The following is a 20,923-nucleotide window of genomic DNA, read 5'->3' as shown; positions in this document are numbered from 1 at the left end:
CCGCCATGCTCTGTCGCTCCGTCTGAGCGGGACTCACCACTCCCGTATTCCTCAGGCCCTCCGACAAGGTCAGGGCCGCCCTGTGTAGAGCCCGTACGCACGTCCGTTCCGCACGTCCCTCATGCCCGCGACGACGCGTACACAGCCACACCCGCACCACACCGCCGCACACTGCCCCGGAGGAGAACAGCATGGCTCGCAGCGACGTCCTGGTCGACGCGGACTGGGTCGAGGCCAACCTCGACAACCCGCAGGTCGCCATCGTCGAGGTCGACGAGGACACCTCGGCCTACGAGAAGAACCACATCCGCAACGCCATCCGTATCGACTGGACCCAGGACCTCCAGGACCCGGTCCGCCGCGACTTCATCGACCAGGAGGGCTTCGAGAAGCTCCTCTCGGCGAAGGGCATCGCGAACGACACCACGGTCGTCCTCTACGGCGGCAACAACAACTGGTTCGCCTCCTACGCCTACTGGTACTTCAAGCTCTACGGCCACCAGGACGTGAAGCTCCTCGACGGCGGCCGCAAGAAGTGGGAGCTCGACTCCCGCGACCTGGTCGACGGCTCGGCCGTGCCGGCCCGCCCGGCCACGGAGTACAAGGCCCAGGCCCAGGACTCCTCGATCCGCGCGTTCCGCGACGACGTCGTCGCCGCGATCGGCGCCCAGAACCTGGTCGACGTCCGCTCGCCCGACGAGTTCTCCGGCAAGCTGCTCGCCCCGGCGCACCTCCCGCAGGAGCAGTCGCAGCGCCCCGGCCACGTGCCGAGCGCCCGCAACATCCCGTGGTCGAAGAACGCCAACGACGACGGCACGTTCAAGTCGGACGACGAGCTCAAGGCCCTCTACGAGGACGAGCAGGTCGACCTGGCGAAGGACACCATCGCCTACTGCCGCATCGGTGAGCGCTCCGCGCTGACCTGGTTCGTGCTGCACGAGCTGCTCGGCGTCGAGAACGTCAAGAACTACGACGGCTCGTGGACCGAGTACGGCTCCCTCGTCGGCGTGCCGATCGAGCTCGGCGCCAACAAGTAACCCCGGACCCTCCCTCCTCCGGACCCCTCGACCGTAAGGACAGAACGACATGTGTGGAGCGCAGCCCGGCGGCCCCGACGCCTCGACGATCAAGCCCGGTGAGACCACCATCCAGGGCTTCGTGACCAAGGACGGCCAGCCCGTCACCGGTTACGTCCGCCTCCTGGACTCGACCGGCGAGTTCACGGCCGAGGTCCCGACCTCCGCCACCGGCCAGTTCCGTTTCTACGCGGCCGAGGGCACCTGGACCGTCCGCGCCCTGGTCCCCGGCGGCACCGCCGACCGTCAGGTCGTGGCGCAGCACGGTGGCCTCGCGGAGGTCGCCATCGCGGTCTGATCCGCGACACCGAACCGGCCGAAGGGCCGTGCCTCCTGGGGGGTTGGACGCCATTCCAGGACTTGAGGCACGGCCCTTCGGTCGTACCCTGAAGGTGTGTACGCACGACGTCGGCACGTCTATTTCTGGATGATGGGCGGCTGCCTGCTGCTCTTCGTGGGCGCCTGGGCCGTCGTGCGCCTCTTCTCGATGCCGGTGGCCATCGGCATGTGCGTGGTCGCCATGGTCATCCCCCCGGTCGCCGCGATGATCGCGAACCGTCGGGGCCCGGAGGATCGCTGGTGGGACGACCCCTCGGGCGACCCGAAGTCGGACGAGTGGTGGGACGAACTGGACGGCAAGAAGCGCCGCGAATAGTTCGTACGTTCGTATCAGTAGACGAGTGCCTGCGTCTCGTCCGCCATCGCCTCCTGGACGAAGAGCTGGGCGCCGGCGATGCGGAAGCCCTCCAGGAGGTCCTTCTCCTCGATGTCGCGGCGGGCCGCGCACTGCGTGCACACCGTGATGCGGCCACCGCCCGCCACGATCCCGTCGATCAGGTCCGGCAGCGGTGCGGCGTGCGGGAGCTCGAACTCGGCGGCGCGGCCCGGGAGGGCGAACCACGAGGACTCACCGGTCAGCCAGAGCGATACCTCGACGCCGCTGGCGGCGGCCACGGCGGCCACGGTGAAGGCCTGGGAACAGCGTTCGGGGGCCTCGGCCCCCGCGGTCACCTTGATCACGAGCTTCTTCGGCATATGCCGAACTGTAATGTGCGGCAGCGCAACCCCCGGTGTCCCCCACGTGTCTGCTGGGTGCGCGGATGACGGAATCCGCGCTTCAGGTCTCGTGGGGGGACTTTTGAGCAACGTAGAAAGTATCCAAAATCCGGAAACGGCACCGCCACCGGAGCCGAATCCCGGAGCGGAAACCGCACCTCCGGTCGCGGAGCCGGCCGTGGAGCCGGTCCCGCTGGTCACGCCGGTCGAGCCGGTCGCCGTACGGCCGCGCCGCCGTGTCCTCCGTACCGTCGGGCTGATCGCCGTCGCCGCCGTCATCGGCCTCGTCGGCGGCACCGCCGTCGGCTACGGCATCCAGGCCGACCGCGAACCGACCGCGCTGCCGCCGCTGAACCAGCCGGACCTCGCCCACCCCAAGCCGCTCCCCAAGGGCCAGACGGCGAAGCCGCTCCCGGCCTCGGAGGACCTCCGGACGAAGGCGGAGGGCGACCTGCGGAAGCTGCTGCTGCCGAAGCCCGCCGGAGCGAAGAAGGCCGAGTTCGCCGACGCGGACGGCTGGATGCGGGTGTCCTCGTTCGCCTCGCAGTTCACCAGGCCGGGCAGCGCTCTCGACTTCCAGCTGGACCTGGGCATCCGGCGGATCGCGGTCACGTCCTGGGTGACGGGCAAGTACAAGGAGACCGAGATCCGGCTGGTCCAGTACCGCTCCGACGACGTCCTCGGAGCGCAGGACTTCGTCGAGGACCAGCAGGCCTACATGCCGGACGAGGATTTCGCCGACGACGAGGGCACGGAGCTCAAGGGCTCCGCCAACGGCCGCTACTACGTCTTCCCGGTACAGAAGAAGGCCGGCTACCTCGACCTGTACGAGGCCAGGGCCTACTTCTACCGCGGTGACATCGCGGTGGAGATCTTCGTCGTCGACACCAAGAAGATCTCCGAGAAAGACATCCGTTCGCTGGCCGAGCGACAGCTGGGGCGCCTGTGAGTGAGGACCGGAACGACATGACCGAACCCGTGGCCGAGCCCGTGAAGCGGGGTGCCCGGCGGGTCCTGCTCGGAGTCGTCCTGCCCTCCGTGCTCGTCCTCGGCCTGATCGGCGGCGGCGCCGCGTACACCGCCGTCACCGTGGGCTCCGCCGACCGCACCGCACCGACGGAGGTGTGGGGCCCGACGCCGGAGCCCGCCCGGAGCGAGGACCCGGCCGCCGCGCTCGCGCGCGGCAAGGCCGGAACGCCGCTGAGCAAGCTCCTCCTGCCGCTGCCGGACGGGTACGCGTTCGGCCCCGACGAGGAGCTGTACGGGAACGACGGCGAGCTCGGCGCCGCAGCGGCCACCGCGCTGATGAAGCAGGCGGGCGAGGGGCTCTCCGGGAAGAAGCGCCGCGCGTTCGAGAAGGAGGTCGACAAGCTCGGCATCCAGGGCATCGGCGTCCGCTCCTTCGCCGACCTGAACAACGACGTCGTCGTCACCGTCGAGCTCGCGCGGATGAAGGACAAGAAGCAGATCAAGAACACCTACCGGCTGCGCAAGGAGGTCATGGACATCCTGGAGTTCCCGAAGGGCCCCAAGGTGAAGGACCGCCGGAACGCCGTCTGCTACCTCGCGCCCGAGAACGATTCGCTGGACAAGAAGAAGCGGGCGGCCGCGCTGGAGGAGCTGTTCTGCTTCGCGTACGACTCCGAGGTCTTCGTCAGCGTGAAGGCGGCGGGCGCCAAGCCGTTCGACAAGGCGAGCGTGGCGGACCTGGTGAAGAAGCAGCTCGAACACATCGAGTCCCCGGGGGAGTACGTATGACCGAGCAGATCCAGACGCAGGCCGAGACGCCGATCCCGGCCCCGGCCGAAACGCTGATCCCGGCCCCCGACCTCGCGCCGGAGAAGCCGGAGAAGCCGAAGAAGTCCCGTCGGCCGCTCCTCTGGGGCATCGCCCGCTGGACCGCCGCCGTGCTCGTCCTCGGCGGTGTCGGCGCCGGTACGGCCATGGGGATCACCGCCATGGAGCGCACCGACGTACCGGGGCTCGCGACCGAGTCCGACGGCCGCTGGGACTACCCGAGGCTCGCCCGTCCGGCGCTGCCCGAGGGCGTCATGCGTCCGTACACCGAGGGCAACGACGGCGAGATCCACCACGCCGATCTCCGGCAGCTGCTCCTGCCCGCCCCGGCGGGCGCCACGGTCGACCCGAAGCTGAAGGGCGGCTGGGTCGGCTTCGACTCGTACCTCGCGCTGCTGGCGGAGAAGGACCGGGGCGAGGTGAAGGAGTTCATGGCGGAGTCGACGCTCCGGCACGTCGCGGCCCGCGGCTGGACGATGCCGGACGGCACGGCCACCCGGATCCACCTGCTGCGGTTCTCCTCGGTGGCGTTCGCGGAGGCCTTCAAGGACGAGATCGTGGGCGAGGTGACGGACGGCGGCCGCCTGCCTCTCGGTGTCGAGGAGGCGGAGTTCGACGCCGCCACCCAGGACGTCGTCGTGCCGTACCTCTCCCTCTACACCTACAAGGAGACGGAGCCGTACGGCCCGGAGCAGACCCGCTGGACCTACATCCAGGCCGGTGACACCCTCGCGGTCGTCACCCAGACCCGGAAGGGCGGGGCACTGACCGTCCCGTTCCAGCAGACCGTGGCACTCCAGGCACAGCTGCTCGGCTAGTCGCCGCGCCGGTCACAGCGCGCGAGACCCACCTCACCGAGTGGGCCGGGCCCCCGCCCACTAAGCTGGGGTCCGGCCCGTTCCGCCTTCACCGCTCAGTCGAGGAGCACCCTGTGATCATCTTCTTCGAAATCCTCCTGGTCCTGGTCGCCGTCGGCGTGATCGCCTTCGCCGGTCTGGCCGTGAAGAAGCTGTACCAGGGCCAGCGCTAATCCTTCTCGCCAACCACTTCTAGAGAACGCCAGAGCTGCTCATGATCGAGATCCCGTCCGACCTCAACCCGGGCCTCGTCCCCCTCGCGTTCCTGCTCGGTACGTGGGAGGGTGCGGGCGTCGCCGACTTCCCCGGCGCCGAGAAGTGCAACTTCGGTCAGTCCGTGACGTTCAGCCACGACGGCCGGGACTTCCTCGAGTACACGTCCCACTCCTGGGTCCTGGACAACGAGGGCAAGAAGGTCCGTCCGCTGGAGAGCGAGAGCGGCTACTGGCGCATCGACAAGGACCGCAAGGTCGAGATCGTCATGGTCCGCGACCAGGGCATCGTGGAGATCTGGTACGGCGAGCTCGCCGACCAGAAGCCGCAGATCGACCTGGCCACGGACGCCGTCGCCCGCACCGCGGCCTCGGGCCCGTACTCCGGTGGCAAGCGCCTCTACGGCTACGTCAAGAGCGACCTCATGTGGGTGGGCGAGAAGGCGACCCCCGAGGTCCCGCTGCGGCCGTACATGTCGGCGCACCTGAAGAAGGTCGTGACGCCGGAAGAGGTCGCGGAGATGGCCCGCAACCTCGGCGACCTGCCGGACGACGGCATCGCCTTCTTCCGCTAGGCCGACGATCGCCGGAGCGGCGATCCACCTTGTTCCGCGCCCACCGACCAGCAGGTCGGTGGGCGCGGTTTGTTAAGCCCTCCAGCAGACCTTGCCTCCGGCTAAGGGTTAACAAAGCCCAGATGACTGCAATCCACTTGCGATGCCCTGTCGTGTGGGCTACCTTCGTGCAGCAGGGACCCGGTAACGGAGAAACCCCCGGCCGCATGAGGCGTGGCCGGGGGTTTCGAAAGCCGTGCTCCAGGTGGCATGCCAAGGCAGAGGCGATCCTGAAGCGTTCCCGAAGAGCATAACGCCTGGGGGACCTGAAGGCCACTGGCCGTTCATCCACGCATCGCATCGCATGGCATCGCAGCGCATCGCATCACACCGGCAGGGGGAGAAGTGGAACACGAGTTGCCCGCATGGATGCCCGAGGTCTTCTCGGAGGCCCGGCTCCGCGCGTACACGGAGTTCACCAAGGGGGACCACGTGGCGGCAGTGCGTCTCTACTGGTGGAACGTGGAAGCTTCGGCCGCTCTCTTCGGTCCGTTCCACTGCCTGGAGGTCGCCCTGCGCAACGGCGTCCACCGCCGGCTGTCCGACTTCCACGGCCGACCGGACTGGTGGGCCGTGGCGCGGCTGGGGACCGGTGGTCTGCGGAAGGTCGACGAGGCCCGCCGCGTCTGCCGGGACCGGGGGAAGGCCGGCACGCCCGACGAGATCGTCGCGGAGCTGTCCTTCGGCTTCTGGCGGCAGCTCCTGACGAGGCGGAACGACCGGGACTTCTGGGTCCCGTCCGTGCACAAGGCCTTCCCCGGATACAAGGGGAGCAGGGGTGCGCTCGACGACAGCGTCCATTCGCTGGTGTTGCTGCGGAACCGCATCATGCACCACGAGCCGATCCACCACCGTGACCTGCGCGCGGACCACCACAAGCTCTATCGGGTCATGGGCTATGTGAACGAGGACCTCGCCAGGGAGATCCGGTCGATGGATCGCTTCCCGGCGATCCTGGCGGACCGGACCCGGGTGCTGCGCGGTCACCGGCCGCCCCGGTTCTGAGAGGGTTGCTCTCGTGCGTGCATCCGCTGAAGGACTGGTCACCCGGTCGGACATCGCCCGCCTTGTCGGGGTGAACCGTCCGGCTGTCACCAACTGGGCCCGTCGCCACGACGACTTCCCGCAGCCCGTGGACTCCGTACGGACCGGGACGGGGACGGCGGACACGTTCCGTGTCGCCGAGGTGGCGGCGTGGCTCGCCACCAGGCGGATCCCGGTCGGTGGGCTTCGGGCGGGTGAGCCGGAGGGGACGACCTACGGGGACCGGTTCCTCGCCTCCCTCGGGATCGGTGAGCGAACCAGCCCGCAGACCGTTCTCACCCACATGCTCGACAGGCTCCGGGGAGAGAGCACGACGGAGCGCGCCCTCGACCTGCTGATCGCCGTCACCTACGCCCTCGCCGTGCGGCCCCCAGACGAAGAGCAGCGGTCCTTCGGTGCGTGGTGGAGCGTGCTGCGGACCCTTGCCGAGGGGGGCATCGACGCGGATCAGTTCGCCGGCTCCCCCGATGAGCGGCGGTGGCAGGAACGTTCCGCGGACTTCGCGGTCCACGTGCTGGCCGAGGAGAACTGGGACCGTGCCACGGCGCTGGAGGCGTTCGGGTGGCTCGTCGAACAGCGCAGTGGAACCGAGGGGCGGCGCGGCAGCGAGCTGGTCACGCCGAACGCCGTCCGTCGCCTGATGGCGGAACTGCTGCCCCACGGCGACGGGAGCGGCGGGGGCCATGGGGCCGACGGCCAGACGATTCTGGACCCCTTCTGCCGTACAGGCGAGATCCTGGATGCCTGCGCCGCTGTCGTACGGGCCCGGGAGCCGGGGGCGGCGCTCTCCCTGCGCGGTCTGAGCGGCGGGTCGGGCGACGCGACCCTGGCCCGCATGCGACTGAACCTCCGCGACGTGGCCCACAGGGTGGACATCGCCGGATTCGGGTGGCCGGAGCCCGGGCAGCGCTACACGGCCGTCGTGGGCAACCCGCCGTTCAACCAGCGCTCGGAGGAGCTGTACCGGTACGAGGGGTACTTTCCCTACGGCACGCCTCCCCGGCACAACGGGAACTTCGCCTGGCTCCAGCTCGCCGTCTCCGCTCTCGCGCCAGGGGGCAGGGCGGTCGTGCTGATGCCGAACATCGCCGCGCAGTCGGCCAACCCGGCCGAGCGGGCCATCCGCGCGGCGATGGTCGAGAGTGGCACGGTGGAAGCGCTGGTCGCCCTGCCGCCGCAGCTGTTCGGCAGGGCCACGAGCATCCCTGTGACCTTGTGGCTGCTGCGGAGTCCCACGGGGGTTCCCGGGGACGTGCTCTTCGTCGATGCGGCATCTCTCGGCACCATGACCGACCGCGTCCGGCGGGTCCTGTCAGCGGCCGACGTCGCCTCCGTCGTGGAGGTCTGCGACCGATGGCGGTCGGCCCGGGCACGCGGAGAGGAGTTCTCCGGACGGAACGGGTTCAGTGCCTCGGTGTCCCCCGAGGCCCTGGCTGCCGGGGACTGGTTGCTCAGCCCCGTGCTGCACGTTGCCGCAGGTCCGAGCTCGGGGGATGCGACCGGCACGGCGGCCGCGCGGATCTCCGGCCTGATCGACGACCTCGCGCACCGGGACGAGCGGGCGCGCGAGGCGGACGTACGAGCGCGGGAGATCCTGTCCGAACTCGAGAAGGACGGCGGGTGGAGAGCATGAGCCCTGCGCAGCAGGCGAGCCGTTCGCGGGAGGACCGCACAGTACCTCTGGGCGAGGTCTGCGACATCCAGAGTGGGATGCCGGCGCTGAAACCCGACGAGTACGCGGCCGAAGGGCTGCCCGTCATCCAGCCCGCCGACCTCGTCGGTCACCGGCTGACGGCGTCACCATCGCGGCACGTTTCCGTCGAGGACGCGGACCGGCTTGCCAGGTACGCCGTCGCCGTCGGCGACCTCCTCATGACCCGGTCCGGGACGGTCGGCCGGGTCGCGCTGACGACCCCGGACGAGCAGGGATGGCTGAGCGGCCCGTCGCTGATCCGGCTGCGGGTGCACGCGGCCGGTCCCGCCGACCCGGAGTACCTGCTCGCCTTCCTCGCCTCGTCCGCCGCGCAGCGATGGATCCTCCGGGCCACCGCTGGATCGACCATCCAGCACCTTTCCATGCGCATGCTCGCCGAGCTCCCCGTCCGTCTGCCGGGGCTCCCCGAACAACAGCGGGTGGGAAGGATGCTCAGGGCATTGGACGAGAAGATCCGGGCGCACGAGGACGTGGTGCGGGCGACCCGAGCTCTCCGGGATGCCCTGGTGGACACGATGACGTCGGACGACGCTCCGGACGCGCACGACGCCGGAGCCGGCGACCGGTGAGCGAACGGGAGGCCCGATTCGGAACCGTCGCTCCTACACTGGGGGGCGTGGTGAGCACCGACTGGAAAAGCGACCTGCGGCAGCGCGGCTACCGGCTGACGCCGCAGCGTCAGCTTGTCCTGGAGGCGGTCGACGCGCTGGAGCACGCGACGCCCGACGACATCCTCGTCGAGGTCCGCAGGACCGCTTCCGGGGTGAACATCTCCACCGTCTACCGGACCCTGGAGCTCCTGGAGGAGCTCGGTCTGGTGAGCCACGCCCATCTGGGGCACGGGGCTCCGACGTACCACCTCGCCGACCGGCACCACCATCTGCACCTGGTCTGCCGGGACTGCTCCGAGGTCATCGAGGCGGACGTCTCGGTGGCCGCCGAGTTCACCGGGAAACTCCGCCAGACCTTCGGCTTCGAGACCGACATGAAGCACTTCGCGATCTTCGGCCGGTGCGCGGACTGCGGGAGGAAGGCCGCGGAGGCCGCGGATGCCGGGGACGGGCCCGCCCCGTCGACCGGCGGCGACCGCGCCCCGTAGGACCTCCGCGCCGAGTCGTAGGCTTTCTTCCATGAAGAGCCCTCTGCTGTCCCTGCCCGGCGCCGTCGCCGCCGAAGGCCGCGACGAAGGTGTCGCCGCGCACTACGGTGACCTGTTCCGCGAGCAGCGCGCCCTCGCCGACGGACGCGGTTTCGTCGACCTCTCGCACCGCGGTGTCGTCGCCGTCACCGGTGACGACCGGCTGAGCTGGCTGCACCTGCTCGTCACCCAGCACATGACCGACCTGGCGCCCGGACAGGCCACCGAGGCGCTGATCCTCTCCGCGAACGGGCACATCGAGCACGCCCTGTATCTCGTCGACGACGGCGAGACGGTGTGGGCGCACGTCGAGCCGGGGACGCGGGAGGAGCTCGTCGCGTACCTGGAGTCGATGAAGTTCTTCTACCGGGTCGAGGTCGCCGACCGTACGGACGACATCGCCGTCGTCCACCTCCCGGCCGGTTCCATCGCCGAGGTCCCCGAGGGAGTCGTCGTACGGGAGACCCCGCACGGCCGCGACCTGTTCCTGCCGCGCGCCGGCCTGGAGGCCTTCGCCGGCTCGCACGGACCGGCCGCCGGCGTCCTCGCGTACGAGGCGCTGCGCGTGGAGGCCCACCGGCCCCGGCTCGGCTTCGAGACCGACCACCGGACCATTCCGCACGAGGTCGGCCTCATCGGCAGCGCCGTCCACCTCCAGAAGGGCTGCTACCGGGGCCAGGAGACCGTCGCCCGGGTGCAGAACCTGGGCAAGCCGCCGCGCCGCCTGGTCTTCCTGCACCTGGACGGCAGCGAGGTGCTGCTGCCCGGGCACGGCACCCCGCTCCGGCTCGCCGCCGACGGCGAGGAGGGCCGCCAGCTCGGCTTCGTGACCAGCTCCGTCCGCCACCACGAGCTGGGCCCGATCGCCCTGGCCCTGGTGAAGCGGAACGTGCCGGTGGACGCCCCGCTGATCGCCGGGACGACGGCCGCCGCGCAGGAGACCGTCGTCGAGCCGTAGAAGGCCCGAGCCGGAGGTCAGACCTCCAGCAGCACCGTGAACGGGCCGTGATTCGTGAGCGAGACGCGCATGTCCGCTCCGAACCGGCCCGTCTCCACGTGCGCGCCCAGTTCGCGCAGCCGGGCCACGACCTCGTCCACGAGCGGCTCGGCCACCGGGCCGGGCGCGGCCGCGTTCCAGGTGGGGCGGCGGCCCTTGCGGGCGTCCCCGTAGAGCGTGAACTGGGAGATGACGAGCAGCGGCGCGTTCACGTCCGAGCACGACTTCTCGTCGTCCAGTACCCGGACGGACCAGAGCTTTCTGGCCAATTGGGCGGCCTTCTCGGGGGTGTCGTCATGGGTCACCCCGACCAGCACGCACAAGCCCTCGCCGGTGATCTCGCCGACGGTCTCCCCTGCGACGACGACACTCGCGCCGTCCACCCTCTGCACCACTGCACGCATACGCCCCAACCTACCGAGTTGCCACGAGTCCGACGGATGAGGGGCCGAACGGGTGCAGAGCGCCTGCACGGGCCCATGCATGAGTGGCACGATGCGTGTCAGGCGGTGCGGCTCCGCACCGGTCGAGGGGACGATTCTCATGAGTGCACCTGGCACCGGGCCGACGCCGTCCGGCCCCGTACCGCTGATCCGCGCCGGAACGAGGGGCGGTGGCCCGGGCAAAGCCCCGGCCACGCGCCCACCCGTACAGAGGACCGCCGAACCCGCCCTGCCGGACCGGGCCCAGCCCGAGCTCGGTGCGCTCCGGCTGCCCGAGCTGCGCGCGCTGCGCCGGGACGCGCAGAGCGACGAGGCCGACCTGAGCTACGTACGCCGGATGCTCCAGGGCCGGATCGACATCCTGCGGGCCGAGCTGGCGCGGCGGACCGACCCGGAGGCCCCGGTCCTCGACCGGCTCTCCGAGATCCTCGCCGACGTGCCCTCGCGGCACCGCACCTCGGCCCGGCACGTGACGCTGTCGACGCCGCGCAGCGAGGAGTACCGGCGGCTCGCGTCCGAGATGCTGTCGGAGGTCGAGCTGTCGGACCTGACGGCCCGTACGGACGACGAGCTGCACGCGGGGATGGGGCGGCTCGCCGGGTACGAGCAGCAGATCTCCCGGCGCCGGCAGCACCTCCAGCGGACCGCCGACGACTGCAGCGCCGAGATCGCCCGCCGCTACCGGGAGGGCGAGGCGCAGGTCGACGACCTGCTGGCGTGAGCCGCGGGGGCGGAGGGCCGCGTGAGCCGCAGTGGCCGAGGGGGCCGTGGGGGCCGGGGCGCGTGGGCCGTGGGGGCCGCGCAGGACGGTGGGGAAAACTCGGGTGCGGGTGCGCCGGGGCCCTGCGTAGGGTCGAGGGATGACTGTCGACGTACGCGCGGTGACGGAGTCCGAGTTCCCCGACTGGCAGCGCGCCCTGCGCACCGGTTTCCTCAATGCGCCCGTCGTGTCCGAGGCGGAGGTCGCCGACCGGCTGCCGCACGTCGACCTCGCCCGGACGCTCGGCGCCTACGACCGCGGCCGGACCGTCGCGACCTTCCGGTCCTTCCGGCAGGAGGTCAGCACGGTCGGCGGCGGCAGCCTCACCGCCGACGCGATCACCCAGGTCACGGTCTCCCCGACGCACCGCAGGCGCGGACTGCTCAGCCGGATGATGGCCGCCGACCTGGCCGCCGCGAAGGAGCGGGGCGACGCCATCGCCACCCTGATCGCCGCCGAGTACCCGATCTACGGGCGGTACGGCTTCGGCGCGGCCAGCTGGTGCGGCGAGTGGAGCGTGGACGTCCGCCGGGCCGGGCTCGACCCGCGCCGCTCGGGCCGCCCCGAGGACGGCGGCCGGATCGATCTGACCGACGCCGACGAGATCCGCAAGATCGGCCCCGAGGTGTACGGCCGGCTCGCCGGTGTCCGCGCCGGGGTCACCGACCGCACCGCGCGCGGCTGGGACGTCGGCACCGGTCTCGGCGTGCACAGCGAGCCGTGGCGGGAGCCCTACTACGCGGTGTACCGGTCGGAGTCCGGCGAGGTCGAGGGCTACGTGGCGTACACCGCGGACGACAAGTGGGACGACGCCAAGCAGCCGATGAACACGGCGACCGTACGGGACCTGATCGCCGTCACCCCGGCCGCCGAGCGCGCCCTGTGGCACTACCTCTGCTCCGTCGACTGGATCAGCACGGTCCGCTCCGGCTACCGGGCGCCCGACGACCCGCTGCCGCTGCTCCTGCCGGACCCGCGCGCCGCGAAGCTGCTGACGTACGCGGACATGCTGTGGGTCCGGGTCCTCGACGTCGTCCGGGTCCTGGAGAGCCGTACGTACCCGGTGGCGGACGGTCTGGTACTCGACCTCCGAGACGGGGACGGCTTCGCCGGTGGGCGCTACCGGCTCGACGCCTCCCCGGAGGGCGTGTCCTGCGCCCGTACGGACGAGTCGGCCGATCTCGCCTTCGACATCGCCGAGTTGGGCGTGCTCGCCTTCGGTGACGAGTCGGCGGTACGGCTCCATCGGCTCGGGCGCGTCGAGGAGCTGACGGCCGGCGCGGCCGCCCGCGCCGACCTGCTGTTCCGTACGCCGCTGCGGCCCTTCTCGCCCGACATCTTCTGACGTCTCGCAGGGACGGTCAGCGCGTACGGAGCCGGAAGAGGAACCCGGACGCGGCGACCGCCAGGGTCAGCAGGCCCGCGCACCAACCCAGCGCGATCCACGGCGAGTTGCCGACCGGCTGGTCGAGCAGCAGGCCCCGCATGGACTCGATCAGCGGAGTCACCGGCTGGTGCTCGGCGAAGCCGTGCAGCCAGCTCGGCATCGTCTCGATCGGCACGAACGCGCTGCTCGGATAGGGCAGGAACATCATCACGAACGTCACCGCGCCGGCCGCCTCCGCCGTTCTGGTGACGAGGCCGATCGTCGCCGCCAGCCACGACACCACGGTGATGTAGGCGAGCAGCAGTCCGATCGCCGCGAGCCAGCCGCCGGGAGTGGCGGCCGGGCGGAAGCCGATGGCGAAGGCGACGCCGAGGACGAGCGTGGTGGAGAGCGCGTTACGGGTGACGGAGGCGGCGACGTGCCCCGCCAGGAACGGTGTCCCGCCGATGTCGAGCGTACGGAAGCGGTCGACGACCCCGAGCCGCATGTCCTCGCTGACGGCGAGGGCGGTGCTCGCCGCGCCGAACCCGGCGCAGAGGACGAGCACGCCGGGGACGACGTAGGTGACGTACCGGGTGCCGGTGTCGATGGCTCCGCCGAAGAAGTAGACGAAGACCAGCATCAGCATGATCGGCAGCATCATCGAGGTGACGACGGCGTCGAGGTTGCGGCGGCTGAGGCGGATGCCGCGCCCGGCGAGGGTGCCCGCGGCGGTGAACCCGCCGGTGAGGGTGTCAGACATGGCTGGGCTCCTTGTCGGCGGTGAGGGTCAGGAAGACGTCGTCGAGCGTGGCCGTGTGCAGTCCGAAGCGGGCGATGTCCCGGCGCTCGGGGTCGAGCGTGTCCAGCACCTCCCGTACGTGGGCGGCGCTGCCGTCGGTGGGGATGCCGAGCGTGCGGGTCTCGGGGTCGTGGGTCGCCGCGGGGCCGGTCCGGTCGGCCCGGTCGGTCAGCCGTGCGTAGCTCTCCTCGCCGGACGCCCCGACGTCGAGGCGGTGGGCGGCGTACCGGGCCTTGAGCTCGGCGGGGGCGCCCTCGGCGAGGGTGCGGCCCTTGCCGAGGACCGCGATGCGGTCGGCGAGCCGGTCCGCCTCCTCCAGGTACTGGGTGGTGAGGAAGACCGTCGTACCGGCGTCGGAGAGTTCGCGGACCGCCTGCCACAGTTCCCGGCGGCTGCGCGGGTCGAGTCCGGTGGTCGGTTCGTCGAGGAACATCACCTCGGTCGAGCCGGGGTCGCGGACGAGACCGGCGGCGAGGTCGAGGCGCCGGCGCATGCCACCGGAGTACGTCTTCGTGAGGCGGCCGCCGGCCTCGGTGAGGCCGAAGCGTTCGAGGAGTTCGGCGGCGCGGCGGGCGGCTGCGGGGCGGGAGAGGCCGGAGAGCCGGGCCGCCGTCCAGAGGTTCTCGGCGCCGGTCTGGGTCTCGTCGACGGCGGCGAACTGTCCGGTGAGGCTGATCGCGCGGCGGACCCGGGAGCGCGCGGTGACGACGTCGTGCCCGGCCACGCGCGCGTGCCCGGCGTCGGGTGTGGTGAGGGTGGCGAGGATGCGGACGGTGGTGGTCTTGCCGGCGCCGTTGGGGCCGAGGAGGGCGAAGACGGTGCCGCGCGGGACGTGGAGGTCGAGGGCGTCGAGGACGCGGACGTCTCCGTAGGTCTTGGACAGGCCGGTGGCTTCGACGGCCGGGGGTGTGGGTGGCATGGCTGTGCTCCCTGGGCGTGGGGGACTGCTTCGCGTGTGGGACTGCTCGCCGTACTGCGTATGACGTACGCGTTACTGTGTAAGGGTTACGCATTACTAGGATGGGCGTCAAGCATGCGAGGTGGAGGAGGGTCATGACGGGCGGCGACGGCGGTAACGGCGGCAACGGCGCGGGCGACGGCGGGGCCTTCCTGCCGCCGAGCATCGAGGCGGCCTGGGGGCTGCGGGAGCGCCCCTCGAAGGGCCCCAAGCCCGGCCTGACCCTGGACCGGATCGTCGACGCGGCCGTCTCCCTCGCTTCGACCGAGGGGCTCGGCGCGGTCTCCATGGGCCGGGTCGCCAAGGAGCTGGGCGCCTCGACGATGTCCCTCTACCGGTACGTCTCCGCCAAGAGCGAGCTGTACGTCCTCATGCAGGAGGCCGCCACGGGCGCCCCGCCCGAGCTCTTCCCGCCCGGCGCCGACTGGCGCGAGGCGATGGAGGCCTGGGCCTGGGCCATGCGCGAGGTCTACCACCGCAACCTCTGGATGCTCCGGATCCCCGTGTCGGGTCCGCCCGCGACGCCGAACGTGGTCGCCTGGTGGGAGAAGGCCCTCGTCGCCCTGAAGGGCACCGGTCTCGACGCGGGCGAGAAGATCTCGGTGGCCATGCTGCTCGGCGGCTTCGTCCGGAACGACGCCCTGGTCGTGGCCGACCTCGGCACCGTCATCGCCGCGGACGGAGGGAGCCCGGAGGACGTCCTCGCCCGTTACGGCCGCACCCTGCGGCGGCTCGCCGACCCGGAGAAGTACCCGGAGGTGGCGGGGATGCTGGACTCGGGCGTGATGGACGTCGCCGACGAACCGGAGGTCGAGTTCCGCTTCGGCCTCGCCCGGATCCTGGACGGGATCGCCGTGCTCGTGGAAGGGCGTGCCTCGTGAGTGACGAGCGCGCCGCGGCGCCGGGGCTCCGCGAGCGGAAGAAGGAGCGGACCCGTCAGGCCCTGTCGGACGTGGCCGTCGCGCTCTTCCTGGAGCGCGGCTTCGACGCCGTCTCGGTCGCCGAGGTGGCGGCCGCCGCCGAGGTCTCCAAGCCGACTCTGTTCCGGTACTTCCCGGCCAAGGAGGACCTGGTCCTCCACCGGTTCGCCGATCACGAGGACGAGTCGGCCCGGGTGGTGGCCGCGGGCCGCCGCGCCGGTACGGCCCCGCTCGACGCGCTGTCCGCGCACCTCCTCGACGGTCTCGCCCGGCGCGACCCGGTCACCGGGCTCTGTGATCACCCGTCGGTCCTGGCGTACCTCCGGCTGCTGTACGGCACGCCGGCCCTGGTCGGCCGCCTCCACGCCTACCGCGTGCGGTCGGAGGCGGCGCTCGCGGACGCGCTGGCGGCCGGCGCGGAGGGTGACCCCCTCCTCGCGCGGCTCGCCGCCGGGCAGATCGTGACCGTGCTCCGGATCCTCGCCGAGGAGAACACCGCCCGGATCGCGGCCGGGGAGACGGCCGACGCGGTGGAGGCGGACGCGGTGGCAGCGGCGGGGCGGGCGTTCCGGGCGCTGCGGGAGGGGCTCCCGTACTGAGCGCGTACGACCTGAGCGCGTACGACCTGGGCACGTACGACTTGGGCACGTACAACCCCGCGTAGACAAGTAAAAAATGTAACTCAGTAACGTTTTCCGTTAGGCTTGTAGGAATGACGTCACTGGATCTTGAGCTCGCCCGCGAACGCTCCCACCACGACGCCTGCCGCGCCGCCCTGTCCCGGATGACCGAGGACGTCGCCGAACAGGTCGTCACCGGCGAGGACACCGCCGCCTCCGGTGCCGACGCCGAGGCGCTCGGCCGCCATCTGCGCAGTCGCGCCAAGGAGATGCGGGAGCAGCCGCCGGGGCCGCTGTTCTTCGGGCGCCTCGACCTCGACGACGGTCAGGTCCACCACATCGGCCGCCGCCGGATCGGCGAGGACCCGGCCGCCCCGCCGCTCGTCGTCGACTGGCGCGCGCCCGTCTCCCGCGCCTACTACCAGGCCGGCGCCCGCGACCCGCAGGGCGTGCTCCGCCGCCGCCGCTTCGGCTGGGCCCCGTACAGCGAGGGCGCTTCGGAGGATCTGACCGCGCTCGAGGACGAACGGCTCACGGCGGGCGGGGAGGTGACGGTCAGCGCTCTGCTCGCCGGGGAGATCGAGCGCCCCCGGGTGGGCCCGATGCGGGACATCGCGGCCACCATCCAGCCCGAGCAGGACGACCTCGTACGCTCCGACCCGGCCGCCTCCCTGTGTGTGCAGGGCGCGCCCGGTACCGGCAAGACCGCCGTGGGCCTGCACCGGGCCGCGTACCTCCTCTACACCCATCCGCAGCGGATCCGGCGTTCCGGGCTGCTCGTCCTCGGCCCGCACCGCGCGTTCCTCTCGTACATCTCCGAGGTGCTGCCCTCGCTCGGCGAGACCGGGGTCCGCCAGGCCACCCTCGACGACGAGATCGCCCGCCACCCGGTCCGCGCCGAGGACGGCGAGGCGGCGGCCCGGGTCAAGCACGACGCCCGGATGGCGGAGGTGCTCCACCGCGCGCTGTACGGCAGGGTCGACCCGGCGCCGGCGGAGGACCTCGCGGTGCCGGACGGCTCGTCCCACTGGCGGCTGCCGGCCGAGCAGCTCGCCGCGATCGTCGCGGACGTCCGGGAGGAGGCGCCGCCCTACGCGACGGGCCGCGAGCGGGTCCGCGCCCGGATCGTGCGGGCCCTCCAGCTCCGGGCCGAACGCCGGTGGGGGCCGATGGGCGCGGCCTGGGCGCGGCGGATCGAGCGGGCGCGGGCGGTGACGGCGTTCCTCGACGCGTGCTGGCCGAGGACGACCCCGGAGGAGGTGCTCGCGGGCCTCCTCACGGACCCCTCCGACCCCGCCCTGACGGCGGCCGAGCGGGTGGCGATCCGCTGGGACCGGCCGCCGCGCTCGTACCGCTCGGCGCGCTGGACCGCCGCCGACCTCGTGCTCCTCGACGAACTGGCGGGCCTGATCGAGCGGCCCGAGAGCTACGGCCATGTCGTCGTCGACGAGGCGCAGGACCTCTCGCCCATGGAGTGCCGCGCGATCGCCCGCCGCACCGAGTTCGGGTCGCTCACCGTCCTCGGGGACCTCGCCCAGGGCACCACCCCGTGGGCGGCCCGCGACTGGCACGAACAACTCGCCCACCTGGGCAAGGCCGGGGCGCCCGTGGTGCCGCTCACCCTCGGCTACCGGGTCCCGGCGGCGATCGTGGACCTCGCCAACCGGCTTCTGCCGCACCTGGGCGCGGACGTGCCGGCGGGCCGTTCCGTCCGGAAGGACGGCGAGGTGACGGTCGTCCGGACGACGGCCCGCCCCGGCCTGCCCGGTGCGACCGCCGAAGCCGTACGCGAGGCGCTCGCGGCGGAGGGGTCGGTCGGGGTGATCACGGCCGAAGGCCTGCTGGGTACGGTGGCGGAGGCCGTACGGGGGTGCGGGGCGGGGGAGCGGGTGACCGTGCTGCCCGCGACGGTCGTGAAGGGCCTGGAGTTCGACCATGTCGTCGTGGTCGAGCCTGCCGCGATCGTGGCGGCCGAGGCGCGGGGGCCGAACCGGCTGTACGTGGCGCTCACCCGGGCGGTGTCACGGCTGACCCTGGTGCACGAGGCGGAGCTTCCGGAGTGTCTGAGTCCGGAGGCGTCGACTGCCCGTAGAGCAGGCTGAGTTCGGCCCCGATCCGGGCGAGGGCCGTACGTGCCTCCGGCGGGTCCAGGAGCTCCACGCGGGCGCCGAGGCCCGCCAGTTGGGCGGCGACCACCTCGGGGGACGGCCCGTCGGCCTCGAAGGGCGTCCAGTCGTCCGCGGCGCGGTCCCCGTACCGTATTCGCCCGCCGAGCAGGCCCTCCAGGACCGACTCCGTGCCGGGGGCGGCCCGGCCGCGTACCGTCGCGGCGACCATCCGGCCCTCCATCCGGGCGGCGAGCGCGCGCCAGGCGGTGGGGAGGTCGAAGCCCTCGGGGCGTACGGCGGGGGCGCCGGTCTCGGTCACGGAGGTGACGCGGCCGATCCGGAAGGTCCGCAGGCCGTGCTCGGTGCCGGCGACGAGGTAGCGGACCCCGGACTTCGCGGCGATGCCGAGCGGCTGGATAGTTCGCTCGCGGGGCTCCCGGCCGGGACGGGCGTAGCCGATCCTGACCTCTCTCGCGTCGACCACCGCCCGCTGGAGCGGGGCGAGTCGGGCCTCCTCCGTCTCCGCGCCGGCCCAGTCCGTACCGTCGGAGACGCCCGCGCGGGCCGCCGCCTCGGCGCCTTCCCGGAGCGTCGCGGGGAGGGCCCGTACGAGCTTCCGCAGGGCGGTCCGGGTCCGGGGGTCGGCGTTGGTCTCCGGTCCGGTCAGGAGGAAGAGCGCGCGGATCTCGGGGGCGGTGAGGCCGGTCAGATCGGTACGGGCTCCGCCGACGAGGGACCAGCCGCCGCCCTGGCCCGCCTGCGAGTACACCGGGATCCCGGAGCTCGCGAGAGCTTCGAGATCCCGGCGGGCGGTGCGCTCGGACACCTCCAGCTCGGCGGCCAGTTCGGCGGCGGTGACGCGCTGCCGGGTCTGGAGGAAGAGCAGGGCGGCGACGAGTCGGTCGGCTCTCATGCCGCCATTGTCGCGGGGGACTTCGTCCTGCTCTGCTTCGTGGTCCGCTGCGGCGTTCCCGGCTTCCCGGGGCGGCGCAGGACGGTGAAGGCGATGGCCAGGGCGGCGAGCAGGAGCCCGGCGCCGACGGCGAAGGCCAGGTGGTAGCCGCCGGTCAGGGCCTCGGCGGTGGGGCGGCCGGCGGCGGTGAGGGACTCGGTGCGGGTGGCGGCCAGGGTGGAGAGGACGGCGATGCCGAGGGCCATGCCGATCTGCTGGGTGGTGTTGAAGAGCCCCGAGGCGAGGCCCGCGTCCTTCTCCTCGGCGCCCGACATGGCGAGCGAGGTGAGCGCGGGGAGCGCCAGGCCGAAACCGGCGGCGAGCAGCATCACGGGGAGCAGGTCGGTGGCGTAGGAGGCGTGGACGGGGACGCGGGCCAGCAGGCCGAGGACGCCGACGAGCAGGACGAGGCCGGTGAGCAGGACGTTCCGCTCGCCGAAGCGGGCGATGAGGCGGGCCGAGACGCCGAGGGAGACGGCGCCGATGACGGCGGCCGCGGGCAGCATCGCGAGACCGGTCTCGGCGGCCCCGTACCCGAGGACCTTCTGCAGGTAGAGGGCGACGAGGATCTGGAAGGAGAAGAGCGCGGCGACCATCAGCATCTGGACGGCGTTGGCGCCGGAGACGCTGCGCGAGCGGAGGATCCGCAGCGGCATGAGCGGGTTCGTGGCCTTCGCCTGGCGGACGAGGAAGCCGGCGAGGAGGGCGAGCGCGAGGGCGCCGAGGCCGAGGGTGTGCGCCGAACCGGCCCCGTGCTCCTCGATCTTGACGACCGCGTAGATCCCGGTCATGAGTCCGGTCGTGACGAGCACCGCGCCGAGGACGTCGGCGCCCGCGCGGAGTCCGAGGCCCCGGTCGGAGGGGAGGGCGCGGAGGGCCACGAGCAGGGTGGCGAGGCCGATGGGCAGGTTGATGAAGAAGATCCAGTTCCAGGTGAGGGCATCGGTGAGGACGCCGCCGAGGACCTGGCCGAGGGAGGCGCCGGCGGCGCCGGTGAAGCTGAACACGGCGATGGCGCGGGCCCGTTCGCGCGGCACGGTGAAGAGCGTGACGAGGATGCCGAGGCCGACGGCGGAGGACATCGCGCTGCCGACGCCCTGGAGGAAGCGGGCGGCGATGAGGATGCCTGGGGAGGTGGCGACCCCGGCGAGGAGCGAGGCGGCGGTGAAGATCCCGGTGCCCGCGAGGAACATCCGTCTGCGGCCGATGAGGTCGCCGAGGCGGCCCGCGAGGAGGAGGAACGAGCCGAAGGCGATCAGGTAGGCGTTGACGACCCAGCTGAGGCCGACGGGGGTGAAGCCGAGGTCGCTCTGGATGGCGGGCATCGCGACGGTGACGATGCTGCCGTCGAGGATCGTCATGAGCATGCCGGTGGCGAGGACGCCGAGGGCGAGGTGACGGGAGGGGGCGGAGGTGGAGGGCATGGGGATCACTCCTGTTCGGTGGAGCCGACAGGAGTGACATTAGCAGAAGGTTTTGTTGCAGACTA

The 20,923-nt window shown here is 71.9% G+C and carries 23 protein-coding genes; 17 read left to right on the top strand and 6 right to left on the bottom strand.

Annotated features, from left to right (window positions below; all coding sequences use genetic code 11):
• The first annotated feature begins 191 nt into the window (after nucleotides 1-191).
• From N5875_RS18170 to N5875_RS18160, 3 genes are all read left to right on the top strand, one after another.
• On the top strand, nucleotides 192-1,037 hold the full coding sequence (locus N5875_RS18170) for a sulfurtransferase (protein ID WP_306330090.1): 846 nt from the start codon (nucleotides 192-194) through the stop codon (nucleotides 1,035-1,037).
• 49 nt (nucleotides 1,038-1,086) lie between these two features.
• Nucleotides 1,087-1,374 (top strand): DUF1416 domain-containing protein, encoded by a 288-nt coding sequence (locus N5875_RS18165; protein ID WP_015035121.1) that lies wholly within the window; start codon nucleotides 1,087-1,089, stop codon nucleotides 1,372-1,374.
• Between the two features lie 96 nt (nucleotides 1,375-1,470).
• Nucleotides 1,471-1,731: a DUF3099 domain-containing protein gene (locus N5875_RS18160; protein WP_318208477.1), complete on the top strand. Its 261-nt coding sequence runs from the start codon at nucleotides 1,471-1,473 to the stop codon at nucleotides 1,729-1,731.
• Nucleotides 1,732-1,745: 14 nt separating this feature from the next.
• Here the strand turns inward: N5875_RS18160 and N5875_RS18155 are convergent, their stop codons facing one another.
• Nucleotides 1,746-2,111 (bottom strand): DsrE family protein, encoded by a 366-nt coding sequence (locus N5875_RS18155; protein WP_055600546.1) that lies wholly within the window; start codon nucleotides 2,109-2,111, stop codon nucleotides 1,746-1,748.
• Between the two features lie 199 nt (nucleotides 2,112-2,310).
• On the opposite strand from N5875_RS18155, the gene N5875_RS18150 reads away from it, so the two are divergent.
• The 9 genes from N5875_RS18150 to N5875_RS18110 all read left to right on the top strand — a co-directional run bounded on the left by N5875_RS18150 (nucleotide 2,311) and on the right by N5875_RS18110 (nucleotide 10,466).
• Complete coding sequence (locus tag N5875_RS18150; RefSeq protein WP_338494877.1) at nucleotides 2,311-3,081, top strand: hypothetical protein; 771 nt, start codon at nucleotides 2,311-2,313, stop codon at nucleotides 3,079-3,081.
• A gap of 17 nt (nucleotides 3,082-3,098) precedes the next feature.
• The gene (locus N5875_RS18145; RefSeq protein WP_338494875.1) at nucleotides 3,099-3,890 is read left to right on the top strand and encodes a hypothetical protein; all 792 of its coding nucleotides are present in this window, start codon (nucleotides 3,099-3,101) and stop codon (nucleotides 3,888-3,890) included.
• A complete protein-coding gene (locus N5875_RS18140) occupies nucleotides 3,887-4,747 on the top strand; it encodes a hypothetical protein (RefSeq protein ID WP_338494872.1) in 861 nt (286 codons plus the stop codon). The genes N5875_RS18145 and N5875_RS18140 overlap by 4 nt, the downstream gene beginning before the upstream one ends.
• Nucleotides 4,748-5,000: 253 nt before the next feature.
• A complete protein-coding gene (locus tag N5875_RS18135; protein ID WP_318208481.1) occupies nucleotides 5,001-5,573 on the top strand; it encodes an FABP family protein in 573 nt (190 codons plus the stop codon).
• 384 nt (nucleotides 5,574-5,957) lie between these two features.
• Nucleotides 5,958-6,617, top strand: coding sequence for a hypothetical protein (locus N5875_RS18130; protein ID WP_318208482.1), 660 nt, complete (start codon nucleotides 5,958-5,960; stop codon nucleotides 6,615-6,617).
• 13 nt (nucleotides 6,618-6,630) lie between these two features.
• On the top strand, nucleotides 6,631-8,289 hold the full coding sequence (locus N5875_RS18125) for an N-6 DNA methylase (RefSeq protein ID WP_318208483.1): 1,659 nt from the start codon (nucleotides 6,631-6,633) through the stop codon (nucleotides 8,287-8,289).
• A complete protein-coding gene (locus N5875_RS18120) occupies nucleotides 8,286-8,939 on the top strand; it encodes a restriction endonuclease subunit S (RefSeq protein ID WP_338494869.1) in 654 nt (217 codons plus the stop codon). Before N5875_RS18125 ends, N5875_RS18120 begins: the two co-directional genes overlap by 4 nt.
• 47 nt (nucleotides 8,940-8,986) lie before the next feature.
• Nucleotides 8,987-9,469: a transcriptional repressor gene (locus N5875_RS18115; RefSeq protein WP_318208485.1), complete on the top strand. Its 483-nt coding sequence runs from the start codon at nucleotides 8,987-8,989 to the stop codon at nucleotides 9,467-9,469.
• Between the two features lie 31 nt (nucleotides 9,470-9,500).
• The gene (locus N5875_RS18110) at nucleotides 9,501-10,466 is read left to right on the top strand and encodes a folate-binding protein (protein WP_338494866.1); all 966 of its coding nucleotides are present in this window, start codon (nucleotides 9,501-9,503) and stop codon (nucleotides 10,464-10,466) included.
• A gap of 17 nt (nucleotides 10,467-10,483) precedes the next feature.
• Here the strand turns inward: N5875_RS18110 and dtd are convergent, their stop codons facing one another.
• Nucleotides 10,484-10,909: a D-aminoacyl-tRNA deacylase gene (gene dtd, locus N5875_RS18105; protein ID WP_030323272.1), complete on the bottom strand. Its 426-nt coding sequence runs from the start codon at nucleotides 10,907-10,909 to the stop codon at nucleotides 10,484-10,486.
• Nucleotides 10,910-11,048: 139 nt separating this feature from the next.
• On the opposite strand from dtd, the gene N5875_RS18100 reads away from it, so the two are divergent.
• A complete protein-coding gene (locus N5875_RS18100; RefSeq protein ID WP_318208487.1) occupies nucleotides 11,049-11,669 on the top strand; it encodes an ABC transporter substrate-binding protein in 621 nt (206 codons plus the stop codon).
• Between the two features lie 139 nt (nucleotides 11,670-11,808).
• Complete coding sequence (locus N5875_RS18095) at nucleotides 11,809-13,053, top strand: GNAT family N-acetyltransferase (protein WP_318208488.1); 1,245 nt, start codon at nucleotides 11,809-11,811, stop codon at nucleotides 13,051-13,053.
• Between the two features lie 16 nt (nucleotides 13,054-13,069).
• Here N5875_RS18095 and N5875_RS18090 read toward each other — a convergent pair whose 3' ends face one another.
• Nucleotides 13,070-13,837 (bottom strand): ABC transporter permease, encoded by a 768-nt coding sequence (locus N5875_RS18090; protein ID WP_318208489.1) that lies wholly within the window; start codon nucleotides 13,835-13,837, stop codon nucleotides 13,070-13,072.
• Nucleotides 13,830-14,795, bottom strand: coding sequence for an ATP-binding cassette domain-containing protein (locus N5875_RS18085; RefSeq protein WP_338494860.1), 966 nt, complete (start codon nucleotides 14,793-14,795; stop codon nucleotides 13,830-13,832). Before N5875_RS18085 ends, N5875_RS18090 begins: the two co-directional genes overlap by 8 nt.
• A gap of 134 nt (nucleotides 14,796-14,929) precedes the next feature.
• On the opposite strand from N5875_RS18085, the gene N5875_RS18080 reads away from it, so the two are divergent.
• The 3 genes from N5875_RS18080 to N5875_RS18070 all read left to right on the top strand — a co-directional run bounded on the left by N5875_RS18080 (nucleotide 14,930) and on the right by N5875_RS18070 (nucleotide 18,476).
• On the top strand, nucleotides 14,930-15,715 hold the full coding sequence (locus N5875_RS18080; protein WP_318208491.1) for a TetR/AcrR family transcriptional regulator: 786 nt from the start codon (nucleotides 14,930-14,932) through the stop codon (nucleotides 15,713-15,715).
• Nucleotides 15,712-16,353 (top strand): TetR family transcriptional regulator, encoded by a 642-nt coding sequence (locus tag N5875_RS18075; protein WP_338494857.1) that lies wholly within the window; start codon nucleotides 15,712-15,714, stop codon nucleotides 16,351-16,353. The genes N5875_RS18080 and N5875_RS18075 overlap by 4 nt, the downstream gene beginning before the upstream one ends.
• Before the next feature lie 113 nt (nucleotides 16,354-16,466).
• A complete protein-coding gene (locus tag N5875_RS18070) occupies nucleotides 16,467-18,476 on the top strand; it encodes an AAA family ATPase (protein ID WP_318208493.1) in 2,010 nt (669 codons plus the stop codon).
• Here N5875_RS18070 and N5875_RS18065 read toward each other — a convergent pair.
• The gene (locus N5875_RS18065) at nucleotides 18,382-19,395 is read right to left on the bottom strand and encodes a WYL domain-containing protein (RefSeq protein WP_338494854.1); all 1,014 of its coding nucleotides are present in this window, start codon (nucleotides 19,393-19,395) and stop codon (nucleotides 18,382-18,384) included. The two genes, N5875_RS18070 and N5875_RS18065, sit on opposite strands and share 95 nt — an antisense overlap.
• A complete protein-coding gene (locus N5875_RS18060) occupies nucleotides 19,392-20,858 on the bottom strand; it encodes an MFS transporter (protein WP_338494852.1) in 1,467 nt (488 codons plus the stop codon). Before N5875_RS18060 ends, N5875_RS18065 begins: the two co-directional genes overlap by 4 nt.
• Nucleotides 20,859-20,923 lie beyond the last annotated feature (65 nt).

The organism is Streptomyces sp. SJL17-4 (assembly GCF_036826855.1).
In the GTDB taxonomy this organism is placed as follows: domain Bacteria; phylum Actinomycetota; class Actinomycetes; order Streptomycetales; family Streptomycetaceae; genus Streptomyces.
Note: the sequence above shows the minus strand (reverse complement) of the source record. Positions and strands in the feature narration are given on the sequence as shown.